This is a genomic window from Nitrincola nitratireducens, assembly GCF_000585235.1.
Classification (GTDB): Bacteria; Pseudomonadota; Gammaproteobacteria; order Pseudomonadales; family Balneatricaceae; genus Nitrincola; species Nitrincola alkalisediminis.
Window position 1 is genome coordinate 112,367 of record NZ_AONB01000010.1, and the last position, 15,593, is coordinate 127,959.

The following is a 15,593-nucleotide window of genomic DNA, read 5'->3' on the forward strand; positions in this document are numbered from 1 at the left end:
GTAGGATTGATGGTTGCTTGGGGGCTATGAGGTTGACTTGGCTCAATTAATGACCGAATTGGAGAGCTTACGTCAACATGCACAATCAATTTGCGATAAGCTGACTTTCTATATAAGTTAACTAAATTAAATTCTTGCTACAGTAGGAAGGCTTAGATGATCTAAGGAGAGATTTACACGCGCGTCAGACATCTAAGGCACGAAGGCTTGTAATGTGTGTACTGAGTCAGCACTTCATTGCTGCGGGTCTATACACTGCATCGCTACACTAGCCCATATTGAGTCACTAACTAATTTCATTTTTTAAAATACGCAAAATAGTATAGTTGTTTAGGAATAACGATGGCCATTAAGAAAACCGAACTTTACTCTTCCCTTTGGGCCAGCTGCGATGAGCTGCGCGGCGGCATGGATGCCAGTCAGTACAAAGACTACGTACTGACCATGCTCTTTATGAAGTATGTTTCCGATAAGTACAAAGGCGACCCCTACGGCATGATTGTGGTGCCGCAAGGTGCGAGTTTTGACGATATGGTCGCCCTGAAAGGCGACAAAGAGATCGGCGATAAAATCAATAAAGTCATCAGCGCGCTGGCCGAAGAGAACGACCTGAAAGGCGTGATAGACGTTGCCGACTTTAACGATGAAGACAAGCTCGGCAAAGGCAAAGAAATGGTCGACCGCTTGGGCAAACTGGTCGGTATTTTTGAAGGGTTAAATCTGGGCGATAACCGCGCTGATGGTGATGACTTACTGGGCGATGCCTACGAATACTTAATGCGCCACTTTGCTACCGAATCAGGCAAATCCAAAGGGCAATTTTATACACCCTCGGAAGTATCGAAAATTCTGGCCAAAGTGATTGGCATTGATAGCAACACCCCGCAAGATGCCACCGTATACGACCCCACTTGTGGCTCCGGCTCGCTGCTGCTTAAAGCCAGCGACGAAGCACCGCGTGGCTTAAGTATTTTCGGCCAAGAAATGGACAACGCCACCAGCGCCTTGGCGCGCATGAACATGATTCTGCACAACAACGCCACCGCTAAAATCTGGAAAGGCAACACCATTGCCGACCCGCAGTGGAAAGAAGCAAACGGCCAGTTAAAAACATTCGACTTCGCCGTGGCCAACCCGCCGTTTTCCAATAAAAACTGGACCAGCGGCATCAACCCGCAAGAAGACGAATTTGGCCGCTTCAGTTGGGGCATTCCACCCGAGAAAAACGGCGACTACACCTTTTTGTTGCACATCATTAAAAGCCTAAAAAGCACCGGAAAAGGTGCGGTCATTCTGCCGCATGGCGTATTGTTTCGCGGCAATGCCGAAGCGCGCATTCGTGAAAACCTGATTAAGCAAGGTTACATCAAAGGTATTATCGGTTTGCCTGCCAACCTGTTTTATGGCACCGGCATCCCTGCGTGCATTATCGTCATCGACAAAGAGCACGCGAACGCGAGAGCCCTCAGCGCTACTGGCGAAGCCAGTGATATAAAGAGCGGCATTTTTATGGTCGATGCCAGCAAAGGCTTCGCCAAAGACGGCAATAAAAATCGCCTGCGCAGTCAGGACATCCACAAAATCGTCGATGTCTTTACCAAGCAGTTGCAACTGCCGCGTTACTCGCGCATGGTGCCGCTCAGTGAGATTGCCACCAACGACTACAACCTCAACATTCCGCGCTATATCGACGCCAGTGAGCATGAAGACCTGCACGACTTAAGCGCTCACCTGCAAGGTGGCATTCCTAACCGTGACATTGACGCACTGCAAGCCTACTGGCAGGTATTCCCCAGCCTCCGTGCCAGCTTGTTTGCACCTGGTCGCCCAGGTTACAGCAACGCGCTGGTCAAGGCCTCGGCCGTAAAAGCCAGTATTCTGGCGCATCCAGAATTTACCGCCTTTGCCAGCGCCAGCCTTCAGCCCTTTATCGAATGGTCTAACGCTGCCGCGTTGGATGAGATCAGTGTGGGAGAAAAGCCTAAAGACATCATTCACCGTATCAGCGAAGCGCTGCTGCAAGGCTACGAACAAACCCCGCTGTTAAGTAAATACGACATCTACCAGATCCTAATGGATTACTGGGCAGAATCCATGCAAGACGATGTCTACGTGTTGGTTCAAGATGGATGGCAGGCAGGTAAAGTACTGCGCGAATTGGTCGCCAAGAAAGGTGAAAAACTCAAAGAAACACCCGACCTAGTCATTGGCAAGAACAAGTACAAAGCAGAATTGATACCACCTGTGCTGATCGCAGAGCGCTTCTTTGGTAGCAAATTGAGGCAGATTGAACAGTTACAGGCCGATCTCGACAGCGCCACACAAGAACTGGAAAGCTTTGTCGAGGAAAACAGCGTTGACGAAGGCCTACTAAGCGATGCTCTGAACGACAAAGACAAAGTGACCGCCGCCTCGGTGAAAGCCCGCCTAAAACTGGCTATCGATGCAGAAGAGCGCAAAGTGTTGCAACAATGCAGCAAGCGGATGGATGCAGAAAGTATTGCCAAAAAAGCGTTGAAAACCGCGCAGGATGAACTTGATCTGGCCATCTTCAAGCATTACAGCACGCTAGATGAAGAAGACATCAAAGCGCTACTGGTGGACGACAAATGGCTGGCCACACTGCAAAGCAATATCGTCGCTGAAATTGAGCGCGTTACCCAGCAATTGGCTAATCGCGTCAAAGAGCTGGAAGAACGCTACAGCGAACCGCTCCCCGCCGTTACCCAATCCGTAGATCAGCTGAGTGAAAAGGTGGCGGGGCACTTAAAAGCCATGGGCTTGGAGTGGTCGCTATGAGCGCCCCACAACCCACGGATTTGAGCAGGCTGGTCGAGGCCATCAGCAGCCAAATTGAGCAAGCCAGAAACCAGGTTCGCCAAAGCGTAAACAGCGCGATGGTACAGAGCTACTGGCAAATAGGCCGTTTGATTGTTGAAGATGAGCAGCAGGGCGAAAGCCGTGCGGCCTATGGCAAACAGCAGTTGCAGCAGCTGTCCAAGCAGCTCACTGAGCGTTTAGGCAAAGGTTTTGATGTTGGCAACTTGCGTAATATGCGCCAGTTTTATCTCACCTTTCCAATTCACGACGCAGTGCGTAGTGAATTGAGCTGGACACACTACCGCGTCTTAATGCGGATAGACAACCCTGCCGCTAGGGATTGGTACTTGCAAGAGGCCATCAGCCAAAGCTGGAGCGCCCGCGCTCTGGAACGCCAAATCAGCACGCTCTACTACGAGCGCCTGTTAACCAGCCAAGAAAAAGCCTTGGTCGAACAGGAGGCTAAAGCCAAGACCCAGCCACTGGCAGAAACAGCCAAAGACTACCTACGCGACCCTTACATTCTCGACTTTCTAAACCTGCAAGATAAAACCTACCAAGAAAGCGAGCTGGAGCAGGCCATCATCAGCAACCTGCAACAATTCCTTCTGGAACTGGGCAAAGGCTTTGCCTTTGTCGAACGCCAGCAGCGCATCCGCTTTGATGACGAAGCTGAATTTAAGGTAGAGAGCTACATCGAATTGGTGTTTTACAACTTCAAGCTCAAATGCTTTTTAGCACTCTGTTGGTACGCGTGGTTAAGACAGTGGCAAATGGATATGTACAGGAAGTACGGAATGTCGCGGTGGCATGGATGCCAAGGAGCGACGAACTATGTCCGCCTATATGACGAACAGCGTAAAGGCGACGACGACAACCCCACCATCGGGCTGGTGCTTTGCAGCGAAAAAAGCGAAGCCGTGGTGAAGTACTCAGTACTGGCCGACCAAAAACAACTGTTCGCCGCCAAATACCTGCCCTACCTGCCCACAGAAGAAGAGCTGAAACGGGAGCTGGAGCGCGAGCGTGAACAGGCTATAGCGCAACTGCAACAGAAGGAGTTAGAGAGATGAGAAATTTTTCGGGAAAAAATTTGCACGCCGGAACCGGCGGCCCGAAGGGCGGAGGCATGGATAGCCGACGTACTGATCAAGTTGCAGAAATGAATCCAAAGTATTTAGCTGACGAGGCTTCGTACGCAGTTCCGGTTGGCTATAAGCAAACGGAAGTTGGAGTGATACCGGGGGATTGGGAAGTTAAAAAACTTAGAGCAATATCACCATCTCAGAGTGTTGGGTTGGTTATTAACCCATCTTCTTACTATTCGACTCGAGGAAATATACCAATGTTGGTTGGTTCTCATGTCAATGAGAACAAGATTAACTGGGAATCAGCTAATCGTATAACGTCCGAGAGCAATGCAAAGTTACCAGCATCGAGACTTAATTCTGGTGATCTTGTAACAGTTAGGGTTGGTGACCCTGGCGTGACAGCAGTAGTACCACCTGAACTCGATCAGTCAAACTGCGCATCAATGATGATTATCAGAAAGGGAGATAAATTCGATTCTCACTGGCTTTGCTTTCTTATGAACTCCAGTATTGGTAAGTCAAGAGTTGAGGGGGTTCAGTACGGGACGGCTCAGAAGCAGTTTAATATTATTGATGCTGTAGATTTTCTATTTCCATTTCCACCCAAACCAGAACAAACCGCCATCGCCAATGCGCTATCCGATGTCGATGCGCTGATCAGTGAACTGGAAAAACTGATCGCAAAAAAACAGGCCATCAAAACTGCCACCATGCAACAACTCCTTACCGGCCGCACCCGCCTGCCGCAGTTCGCCCTGCGTGAAGACGGCACACCCACAAATTCGTCGGGAACGAATTTGCACGCCGGAACCGGCGGCCCGAAGGGCGAAGGCCAGGACGGCCTTCGCAAAGGCACCAAGCCAAGTGAGCTGGGTGAAATACCGGAGGATTGGGTGGTTGTGCCTTTCGGTAATACCCTGTCTATCAGGCATGGTAAAAATCAGAAAGCCGTTGAGAATCCAAACGGCACCATACCCATTTTTGCGACTGGCGGGCAAATTGGATGGGCAGACCAATACCTTTGGAATAAACCCTCGGTTTTGATTGGCCGCAAAGGAACTATCGATAAGCCTAGATATGCAGATCAGCCATTTTGGACTGTAGATACTCTTTTCTATTGTGAAATTAAAGATTGTGCTGATCCAAAATTCATTTTATATAAGTTTTGCATGATTGACTGGATGCAATACAACGAGGCTTCGGGTGTTCCAAGCTTAAATGCCAGCACTATTGAGCGTGTTTTAGCATCGTTGCCAGTAAAAGAAGAACAAACCGCCATCGCCACCATCCTGTCCGATATGGACGCAGAGATTCAGGCACTGGAGCAACGCCTTGGCAAAACCCGCCAAATCAAACAAGGCATGATGCAAGAACTACTGACTGGCAGAATAAGATTAGTCCAGCCATTAAAGGAGGTTATGCATGAGTGAAACTGTTTTTGAACATGGTAGCCGCTGGTTAAAGGCCGACTTCCACCTCCATACTCGCGCTGATAAAGAGTTTACCTATACTGGTGAAGACAATGACTATCTTAATCAGTATGTTGCGGCGCTTGCGAATGCTGGCATTGGTCTTGGGGTTATCACCAACCACAATAAATTTGATGCTGATGAATTTAAGGCGCTACGCAAAAAAGCCAAAAAATCAGGCATTGGCTTATTGCCGGGCATTGAGTTATCCATCAAAGATGGTCAGGCCGGTGTGCATACCTTGGTAGTATTTTCGGATGAGTGGTTTAATAACAAAGAACAAACCAACCATATTCAGACGTTTCTTAGCCTGACTTTCGCTGGTATAGCGAACTTTGAAGATGAAAATGCGCGCTCGAACCACGATATTGTCGAAACGGTTCGTGAGCTGGATAAATTTCACAAAGATTATTTTCTCATCTTCGCACATGTTGAAGCCCCAAAGGGCTTATGGAAGGAACTCGCACCAGGGCGAATTAAAGATTTATTTGATAACGCGACAGTAAGACGTAGAGCGTTGGCTTTTCAAAAAGTGCGTACCCGCGATGAGCGCGCGAAAATCCAGCAGGCATTAGGTAATTTATATCCGGCTGAAGTGGAAGGTTGTGATGCTAAGAACCTTGCGGATATGGCGGCCCGTAAAGAGGCAAGCTACCTAAAACTTGGCTCATTCAGCTTTGAGGCGGTTAAGTTTGCGCTGCGCGATAAAGCCTCCAGAGTCCGTGCAGAGTTGCCAAGCTACAAGCATTCTTATATTCAAAAAATCCGTTTTGAAGGGGCTGGTACCTTGGGCGGTACCGAAATTTGCCTGTCGCCTGAGCTTAATACCCTGATTGGTATCCGTGGTAGTGGTAAATCATCCGTGTTGGAAGGTGTACGTTACGCGCTGAATATTCCCTTTGGCGATAAGTCGTCGGATGTGGAATACAAAGAGGGGCTTGTAAAACACTTACTGCGTAGTGGTGGCAAAATTACCATCGACGCCATTGACCGCCGCGGCCAACCCTATCAAATCCGCCGCATATTGGGTGAGCGCGCCGATGTGTATGTGAACGGTCAGTTGCAACCGGGCGTGTCGGTGCGTGAAACGGTGTTGCATCAGCCGATTTACTTTGGCCAGAAAGATCTTTCCAGCACGGGCGCTGGCTTTGAAAAAGATTTGATTGAAAAGTTGCTTGGCGACGCACTGGTGCCCGTTCGACAAAAAATTGAGCAAGGTCGGCAGCGGGTGGTGGATGCGATTAATCAGATTAAGCGTCTAACCCGAGCGGCAACGCAAAAGCAAGAATGGTTGCAGAAAAAGCAAGATGCTGAATTTAAGCTCAAGTTCTATCAGCAACACGGTGTTGAAACTAAGCTACAAAAGCAAATTGACTTTGAGCGCGACGAACGCAAAGCACAGCAAGTCATTCGAGGTGCTGAGCATTATCTATCCGAGCTCAATAGTTTTGTGGCCAGCTTTGAAGATGAGCTAAAAAACCAGGCGTTGTATAAATCTGCCCAAAATCAGATATTTTTTGATGACTTTTTTGCGACCTACCAGCAGTTGATTGCTGGCTTTGATGGCATTAAGCAAACGGTGCTCAATGGTCACAATACGGTTGCGCTATTACAACAGAAGCTGGCTGGCTTTGTGCAACAAAAGCAGGCGCTAAAAGAAGAGTTTGCCGAGATTGAACGCAAACTGGCTACAGAGCTTAAGCAAGCCGGTGCACAGGCTATTAGCCCGCAAGAGTTTAAGCAGCTTAAAAGCTTGTTAGACCAAGCCGAGCAAATGTTAGCCGTACTAGCCAAAAGCGAGCAGCAGTATGCGGATTTGAATCAATCCCTAGAGCGTGAATTAGCGCAGCTTAATGACCTATGGCTGGAGGAGTACCGAACCATTGAGCAGGTGCTGAGCAAGATCAATCGAGTTGATTCGCCCCTTAAAATTGTTCCTCAATTTAAAGCGCATAAGGCTGCTATGCTTAAGCACATTCAAGATTTGTATCGAGGGAGCCGTATTCGTGAAGCAACGTTGCAAAGTGTGGTAGATGAATACAGTGATTTCGCATCGGCCTATCGCGACATTGAAAAGCTGAAAAGCACGCTTGGCGGGTCTTTTGATACTTTCTGGCAGTATTTTGAAGACAACTTAGAAGCCTTGTTAACCTGGCAAGTGCCGAATGTGTTTACTATCGAGTATCACGGCAAAGCACTGGCGCACCACTCATTGGGGCAACGGGCATCAGCATTGATGCTGTTTGTGTTGAGCCAGCAAGAAAACGACGTGGTAATCATTGATCAGCCAGAAGATGATTTGGACAACCAAACCATCTATGAAGATGTCATCAAGCTGATTCGAGAGCTTAAGCCTTCTACCCAGTTTATCTTCGCGACACACAACGCCAATATTCCGGTGCTGGGTGATGCTGAGCAGGTGATTGCCTGTGAGTATCGAGATGACCATATCGCGTTAGTTAACGGCAGCATTGACTGTGCTGAAGTTCAGCAACGCATTGTAAGTATCATGGAAGGTGGTGCCGAAGCCTTCGAGAAACGTAAGCAGGTATATGAAGCATGGAAACCGAAGAACTCTTAGCCATTATTGCGCGTGATGAAGATAGTCGACATCAGTTTAAAGCCGATGTTAATAACGCCTCATCTTTGGGGGCTGAGATGGTCGCATTTTCCAATAGTGCCGGAGGGCTAATCCTAATTGGAGTTAAGAATGACGATGGTTCGCGGTCTGGATTAACTAGAGATGATATAGGTCGAATCAATCAAATCGTCGCTAATGCGGCGACAAATAATGTCCGCCCCCCTATAAACCCAGTGACAGAAAACATCCTGCTACCTGATGGGTTAGTAATAGTTGTTCATATAGAACAAGGTATTAGCAAACCTTATATGGATACTCAGGGGTTTGTTTGGGTTAAAAATGGATCAGATAAACGCAGAGTAACCGCACGCGAAGAACTCCAACGAATGTTTCAAGAAGCTGCACTGATACACGCTGATGAGATCCCCGTTGGCGGTAGTTCAGTTACAGACATAGACCAAGAGTTTTTTGATGCATTTTTCGAGAGGGAATATGGCGAACGAGTTGAAGACCAAGACGTATCTCGCGTTCAACTGCTTGAAAACATGAATTTGGCAAAAAAAGGCCAGCTCAACATCTGCGGCACTTTGTTGTTTGCGTCACGACCACAAATGCGCTTACCTATTTTTATTGTAAAAGCGGTGGCCTTTCCTGGAGTTGATATCGAAGACGAGCACTATCTCGACAGCCAGGATATTAACGGAAAACTGTCTGATGTGTTCCAAAAAGTTCTGGGTTTTGTGTTGGCTAACATTCGCCATGTGCAGAATGAACAAGGCATCAACTCAGTAGGTGAGCCTGAAATTCCGAGAATCGTGCTTGAAGAGCTTATTGCCAATGCGCTTATCCATCGCGATTACTTTGTATCCGCACCGATTAAGGTTTTGGTGTTTGCTGATCGAATTGAAATCGTGAGCCCCGGTCACTTGCCCAATAATTTAACGATAGAAAACATCAAAATGGGTAATTCGAATATTAGAAACCCAATTTTGGCATCGTTTGCTCCAAAAGTGTTGCCATATCGGGGTCTTGGGAGTGGCATAAAACGGGCTATAAGAGCGTATCCAGACATTGAGTTTATTGACGACAGGGCTGGCAATGCGTTCAAGGCCATTATTAAGCGAGCACAATAAATAGCGAGCATGGTTGGTAGTATTATGTGCTCAAAAGCTCATTTGCTTGATCCTTGCTTGATTGGCAAGCGGAACAAGCTTCGGATTGATTAGAGGTTAGAATGAGTAACGTAGGTCAACGAGAGCGCGCCACTCAGAACCGCATTGTTCAGTTTTTTCAAACCGATTTGGGCTATCGCTACCTAGACGATTGGCAGGACCGCGCTAATAATAAAAATATTGAAGTCGAAATCCTAGTTGATTGGCTGAAAAAACGCGGTGTCAGCGAATCATTGATTAACCGTGCGATTCGCCAATTGGATACGGCAGCAGCGCTGGGCGAAGGCAAAAAGCTCTATTACGCCAACAAAGAGGTGTATCGCCTGCTGCGCTACGGCGTGAAAGACAAAGAAGGCGCTGGCCATTTAAACGAAACTGTGTGGCTGATTGACTGGCAGAACCCTGAAGCGAACGATTTCGCCCTTGCCGAAGAGGTGACTATTAAGGGTGAAAACAAAAAGCGCCCAGACATAGTGCTCTATGTAAACGGTATCGCGCTGGGCGTTATCGAATTGAAGCGCTCATCGGTGTCTGTTTCAGAAGGCATTCGCCAAAACTTGGATAACCAGAAGAAAGAGTTTATCCGCAATTTCTTTACCAGCATGCAATTGGTGATGGCGGGTAACGACACCCAAGGCTTGCGTTACGGCACCATTGAAACTCCTGAAAAACACTACCTTGAGTGGAAGGAGGAGTTTGCCAATCCTTATGAGCACAAGCTTGATTTTCATCTGAGCCGAGTGTGCAACAAAGCACGCTTGCTACAAATTATCCATGATTTTATCGTGTTCGATGCCGGCATTAAAAAAACCTGCCGCCACAATCAGTTCTTTGGTATTGAAGCGGCGAAGCGCCATATAGCAAGGCGTGAGGGCGGTATCATTTGGCACACCCAAGGGTCGGGTAAAAGTCTGACTATGGTGTGGTTGGCAAAATGGATACGCGAAAATATAAAAGACGCCCGTGTGTTGATCGTGACCGATCGTACCGAACTGGACGAGCAGATTGAAAAAGTGTTCACCGGCGTTGAGGAAGACATTTATCGCACCAAAAGCGGTGCTGATTTGGTGGCGACACTCAACCAGCCAAACCCTTGGTTGGTGTGCTCGTTAGTGCACAAATTTGGTCGGCAATCCGATTCGGATAATGATGTTGCTACGGATGAGTTTATTGCCGAGTTAAAGAAGTCTCTCCCGTCGGATTTCAAAGCCAAAGGTAACCTATTTGTGTTTGTGGATGAGTGTCATCGTACTCAATCAGGTAAGTTGCACGAAGCAATGAAGTCCATTCTGCCTGAAGCCATGTTTGTCGGCTTCACTGGCACGCCGCTGATGAAGAAGGACAAGAAAAAATCGGTTGAGGTGTTTGGCCCTTATATTCATACCTATAAGTTTGATGAAGCCGTGGCCGATGGCGTGGTGCTCGATTTACGTTACGAAGCACGAGACATTGACCAAAATGTCACTTCGCAGAAAAAGGTAGATGAATGGTTTGAGGCTAAAACTCGCGGCTTATCTCGATTAGCGAAAACCCAGTTGAAACAGAAGTGGGGCACCATGCAGAAGGTGCTGTCCAGTAAGTCGCGTTTACAGCAGATTGTGAATGACATCCTGTTGGATATGGATACCAAGCCACGCCTGATGGATGGCTATGGTAATGCCATGCTGGTCTGCTCTAGCGTTTATAAAGCTTGTAAGGCCTATGAAATGTTCAGCCAAACCGACTTGGCCGGTAAGGTTGCCATTGTCACCAGTTTTCAGCCGAGTGCTGCGAGTATTAAGGGGGAAGAAACCGGTGAAGGTTTAACGGAAAAGCTCTTTAAGTACGATATTTACCGCAAGATGCTGGCCGACTACTTCGAGCAACCGGAAGAAAAGGCCGCAAACCGGGTTGAAGAGTTTGAGCAGGAAGTTAAAAAGCAATTCATTGCCGAGCCGGGGCAAATGCGACTGCTGATCGTGGTCGATAAGCTACTAACCGGTTTTGACGCGCCATCGGCCACCTATTTGTACATCGACAAACAGATGGCCGATCATAACCTGTTTCAGGCGATTTGCCGCGTGAACCGCTTGGATGGGGATGATAAAGAATACGGTTACATCATCGACTACAAGGACTTGTTTCGCTCGTTGGATAAAGCAATTTCTGATTACACTCAAGGCGCATTCGATGGCTACGATAAAGAGGATGTTGCTGGTTTATTAAAAGACCGCCTAGAGCAAGCCCGGCTGGACTTGGACAATGCACTGGAAATGGTGCGAGCTCTGTGTGAGCCGGTAAAGGCCCCGCGAAACACTGAAGACTACATTCATTATTTTTGTGGTGAGTCTGGTTCTAATCAGGATGAGCTTACGGAGAAAGAAGCGCTGCGCTTAACGCTTTATCAGAACGTTGCCAAACTGCTGCGTGCGTTTGCCAATATCGCCAATGAATTGCCTGATGCAGGTTATTCTGTGCAAGATGTAGACTCGATCAGAACAGAGGTTGCTCATTTTGAAAAAGTCCGTGACGAAGTAAAACTGGCCAGTGGCGATTTGGTAGAAATGAAACGCTTTGAGCCTGCGATGCGTCACTTGTTAGATATGTATATTCGTGCGGATGACAGCGAAGTGCTGATGGATTTTGAAGAGCTGGGGCTAATTGAGCTTATCGTTGAAAAAGGTGCTGATGTCGTGGAGGCTTTGCCTGAGAGTATTCGTAAAAACCAGGAAGCCATGGCTGAAACTATCGAGAATAACGTGCGTAAAACCATCGTCGATGAAAACCCGGTTAACCCCAAGTATTACGAGCAAATGTCGGTGTTATTGGATGAGCTGATTGAGCTTCGTCGCCAAAAAGCAATTGAATATCAAGAGTATCTGGAAAAAATCCGCGAGCTGTCTCGTAAGGTTATACGTCCTGAGCAGACAGCGTCTAACTATCCGCCATCGATGGATTCCAATCCCAAACGCGCGTTTTATGATAATTTTGGTCAAGATGAACTACTGGCCACAAAAATTGATACGGCTATTCGCTATACCAAAAAAGCGGACTGGGTAGGAGATCGTTTCAAGGAACGAGAAATTGCCAATGCGGTGCGAGAAGAAACAGCGGGTTATGAAGTGGATATTCAGAGCGTAATGGAATTGGCAAAAGCGCAAAAAGACTATTTATGAGTAAAGAACAATATTAATGCCTAAAGTAGAAATTGGTTCTATTACGATGCAGCTAAATCGTAAGACGATTAAAAACCTTCATATCAGCGTGTTGCCACCTGAAGGGCGTGTGCGTGTTTCTGCTCCTGAATCTATGACAGAAACCGCAATCCGTATGGCAGTTATCAGTCGCATTCCTTGGATTAAGAAACAGCAGAGAGATTTTGCCAAACAACCTCGCCAGTCTGATCGAGAAATGATCAGCGGTGAGAGTCATTACCTGTGGGGCAGGCATTATCGACTTAATCTGATCGAGCGTTCAGGCAAGCATGAAATCAAGCTAGGTCGTGGTCGGTTGCATTTATATGTCAACACCGCAACAACGCTTGAGAACAAAGCGCTGGTACTGAGCTCGTATTACCGAGATGTACTTAAAGCGCGAATCTCTGAGTTGTTGCCTGTTTGGGAGGAGAAGATCGGTGTTACAGCTGCCGATTGGGGGGTCAAAAAGATGAAAACCAAATGGGGGAGCTGCAATGCTCAGGCAAAGCGCATTTGGTTAAATTTAGAGCTCGCGAAGAAGCCCCCCGAATGCCTAGAGTACATACTGGTACATGAATTGGTGCATCTGCTAGAACGCAATCATAATGATAGGTTTAAAGCACATATGGATAAGCTGCTTCCCGATTGGCGAGAGCGCCGAGATCTTTTGAACAGAATGCCTTTGGCACACAATAATTGGATTTACTAATTCGTCGGTTTTAGTCGTGGTGAAATTAGTTTTAAGTTGCTCATATCGAAGCTAACCAAGCGGTCACTTCACTGGTTCGGTGATTATTGGGGCGTAATATTCCACTGCGACTTTTCTTGAGGTTTAGCAGCTTTGATCTGACGGTCTGAAAGTGGCATGGTATCCTCTGCTAATTCGATTGGGGGCATCGATTTGGGGGTATGAATTTTGAAATAGTAATATGCCCCCATTTATGCCCCCATTTTGTCCTGGATTTGGTGAACCAAATTGGGCTTCTGTGAAGTGCATAATAGGCTGGAAGGCCTTTATTTACAAGGAGATTGGGAAAGTATGGGAAGTGTTGAGAAGGGTGTCTGGTGGAGGTGGCGGGTGCCTAAAGTTGCCCCTTAACCTCTTGTAATTGCGATTCTTATGAAAACGATCTTCAACTCGAATGGCACCTATGAATGTAATATAGGCCACGTCAGGTCTTGATGTAAAGCCTCAATTAGCTGAATTTAGCCCTTGTTAAGTGTTTATGCTAATACCTTGTATTAATTGATGTTTTGGTTTTATTGAATTATAAACAATACTTAACTAACAAAGGGGAAAGGAAGAGTGAAAAAGTTAAGATTGGCACTCGTTGCAATGGTTGCTTTACTGGCATTGGTTGGTACGAAAACTTTTGCTGATGAATTTAAACACCTATACATTGTAAATGGCTACGATGACTACATGTGGGGTGAACATGAAGATCATCTGTTTGTGATGTCAAATTACCCTGTTTTTGGTGATGGCTTGATCACAGGTTGTATCATCACTGATACAAATTATAAAGTGCAGATAGTTGATCAAAATGAAGAGGTTGCAAACATCATTATGGCAGGTGGTAACTTTGAAGCTGATGGTTTTAGTAATCAGTCTTTAACAAAAGTCCTTGCTGAATCGTTAGGTGAGTGCGATTAAATTTCAGATGAGGTGTGAAATTTGACTATCATGCCTTTTTCACACCATAATGAATTAACAGTAGCTGATTTTAATATGCTCCGATAAACATAGTGGCAAAACCAACTAATTGAAGAAAGAACGGATTTTTTGCAACATCCCAGTGTAAAATCAAGAAAATTAGTGATACTGGTGCAATTAATATACAAGCAATGCCCCATAAAATATGAGTCTTAAAAGCAGCTATCAATGTGCCTATTCCACCAACGACGAAGATAAGTATCCCTAGATAAATTAAAGCTTCCAAGTTATGTTCCTTAAAGTGTTGTTTGAAAATTTAGATATACTCAATCCCAGTTCCACTAATTTTTATTATCTTTGCAGATACTAACTGATTGAGTTTGTTTTGAATCGCTACCTCATTACCTTTTATACCAAGATGTGATGCTATGTGGTTTCGAAGACTAGCAACCTTTTGAGGTCGTTTTTCTTTTGGTTTTGAGCTGAGGCTTTGAATTAGTTTCTGGTTATCTGCTGGTGTGTTTTCGACTTTCAACTGTTTGCATTGTCGACCAGAGCATTTTATATGCGCAATTAGAGGTGAAAAACCAGCGTCATTGCTTATGACTTCAAAGATAATATTTTCTTTGGCTTCGGAATCAAGCTTTCCAAGGTAATAAGCTAGATGAAAATCTAAATTGTTAGCCTGTGTAGCTTTTAGTTGGACCACCATCATATTGATGGGTTGGTCGTATTTAATTTCTGTAAAATCTAGCTTAGGCTGCTTAGCTCCAAGAAAAATGATTACTCTTTCATAAGAAGCAAGATCTATTTTTCCAAGACTTCCGATATTTTCATAGTCAATAAATGCCCATTTCATAGTAAAATATCCTATTGATTTACAGATAGCCTAAGAGTCTGACAATGACTGACTTAGGATATCTGATATGCATTCCACTCTAAAAAGTTTCTATGAAATGCCAGTCACTTATCTAAAGTAATTGGAGTGGATAGGGAAGAGGATGTGCCTAGATGCACTGTCGCTATTTCTTCCATGTATGTATTTATCCGTTCCTTTAACTGTTCAGCTGTTTGATTGGCATCGATTAGTCCTTGAATATACACAAAATGCTTCTCTAACGCATCTTTTTCTTTAAGATGTGGGTAGTCCTCAACAGAGATAGAAAGTGCCTTTTTAAGCGATTTTAGAGCATCTTCCGTAATCCGGTGCTGACGTTGCATGGATTTTTCTTTACCAACTTGCCTGCTGAGTTCGTCAACCTTGCCGCGTAGCTTGGATAGCTGCTCGTTCAATCTAGCTTCAGCTTTCCTCTCAATCCGTTGAGTAATGCCAAACCACCCAAGAAATTTACCCAATACACCATCGTACTTTGACATTTGACGGATACGGTCATCTAGAGTTGATTTTAACTTAATAGCGTCTTTCTTGATTTCAGCCGCTTCTCTGGCGTCAAGGTCTGCTTGCTCCTTAAGGCGCCTTGCTTCAGCCAACTGGTCATCAGCTAAAGATTTTTGTCTATCAGCCAATTTTTTCTGGCGATCAATTTCTTCCTGCGTCGCGTCAATCATCATTTGTGCTTGATTCGACGCGTTGGTTAATTCAACTTCTACTAAATGGTCAATACTTTTC

General features: G+C 46.0%; 11 protein-coding genes. 8 read left to right on the forward strand and 3 right to left on the reverse strand.

The genetic code is table 11. The annotated features are described in order from the left end of the window. Positions 1-342 precede the first annotated feature (342 nt). From D791_RS10350 to D791_RS10385, 8 genes are all read left to right on the forward strand, one after another. Positions 343-2,799 carry a type I restriction-modification system subunit M gene (locus D791_RS10350; RefSeq protein WP_036511202.1) on the forward strand — a complete coding sequence of 819 codons (2,457 nt, stop codon included), beginning with the start codon at positions 343-345 and terminating at the stop codon, positions 2,797-2,799. Further along, positions 2,796-3,893 carry a PDDEXK nuclease domain-containing protein gene (locus D791_RS10355; protein WP_036511205.1) on the forward strand — a complete coding sequence of 366 codons (1,098 nt, stop codon included), beginning with the start codon at positions 2,796-2,798 and terminating at the stop codon, positions 3,891-3,893. Before D791_RS10350 ends, D791_RS10355 begins: the two co-directional genes overlap by 4 nt. Beyond that, complete coding sequence (locus tag D791_RS20040) at positions 3,890-5,341, forward strand: restriction endonuclease subunit S (protein WP_036511208.1); 1,452 nt, start codon at positions 3,890-3,892, stop codon at positions 5,339-5,341. The genes D791_RS10355 and D791_RS20040 overlap by 4 nt, the downstream gene beginning before the upstream one ends. Then, positions 5,334-7,961 (forward strand): TrlF family AAA-like ATPase, encoded by a 2,628-nt coding sequence (locus tag D791_RS10365; protein ID WP_036511211.1) that lies wholly within the window; start codon positions 5,334-5,336, stop codon positions 7,959-7,961. The genes D791_RS20040 and D791_RS10365 overlap by 8 nt, the downstream gene beginning before the upstream one ends. Then, positions 7,940-9,094 carry an RNA-binding domain-containing protein gene (locus D791_RS10370; RefSeq protein WP_036511214.1) on the forward strand — a complete coding sequence of 385 codons (1,155 nt, stop codon included), beginning with the start codon at positions 7,940-7,942 and terminating at the stop codon, positions 9,092-9,094. Before D791_RS10365 ends, D791_RS10370 begins: the two co-directional genes overlap by 22 nt. Positions 9,095-9,195: 101 nt before the next feature. Beyond that, a complete protein-coding gene (locus tag D791_RS10375; RefSeq protein ID WP_036511217.1) occupies positions 9,196-12,288 on the forward strand; it encodes a type I restriction endonuclease subunit R in 3,093 nt (1,030 codons plus the stop codon). Positions 12,289-12,304: 16 nt separating this feature from the next. Continuing rightward, a complete protein-coding gene (locus D791_RS10380) occupies positions 12,305-13,018 on the forward strand; it encodes a M48 family metallopeptidase (RefSeq protein WP_036511220.1) in 714 nt (237 codons plus the stop codon). Positions 13,019-13,615: 597 nt separating this feature from the next. Then, entirely contained in the window at positions 13,616-13,963 is a 348-nt protein-coding gene (locus D791_RS10385) for a hypothetical protein (RefSeq protein WP_051514418.1), read from the forward strand. Between the two features lie 70 nt (positions 13,964-14,033). On the opposite strand, the gene D791_RS10390 is transcribed toward D791_RS10385, so the two are convergent. The 3 genes from D791_RS10390 to D791_RS10400 all read right to left on the reverse strand — a co-directional run. Beyond that, positions 14,034-14,249, reverse strand: coding sequence for a hypothetical protein (locus D791_RS10390; protein WP_036511226.1), 216 nt, complete (start codon positions 14,247-14,249; stop codon positions 14,034-14,036). A 30-nt stretch (positions 14,250-14,279) separates the two neighbouring features. Continuing rightward, the gene (locus D791_RS10395; protein ID WP_036511229.1) at positions 14,280-14,822 is read right to left on the reverse strand and encodes a PIN domain-containing protein; all 543 of its coding nucleotides are present in this window, start codon (positions 14,820-14,822) and stop codon (positions 14,280-14,282) included. A 104-nt stretch (positions 14,823-14,926) separates the two neighbouring features. Further along, positions 14,927-15,593 (reverse strand): hypothetical protein (locus D791_RS10400; protein WP_036511232.1); only part of this gene is annotated, 667 nt, incomplete at its 5' end.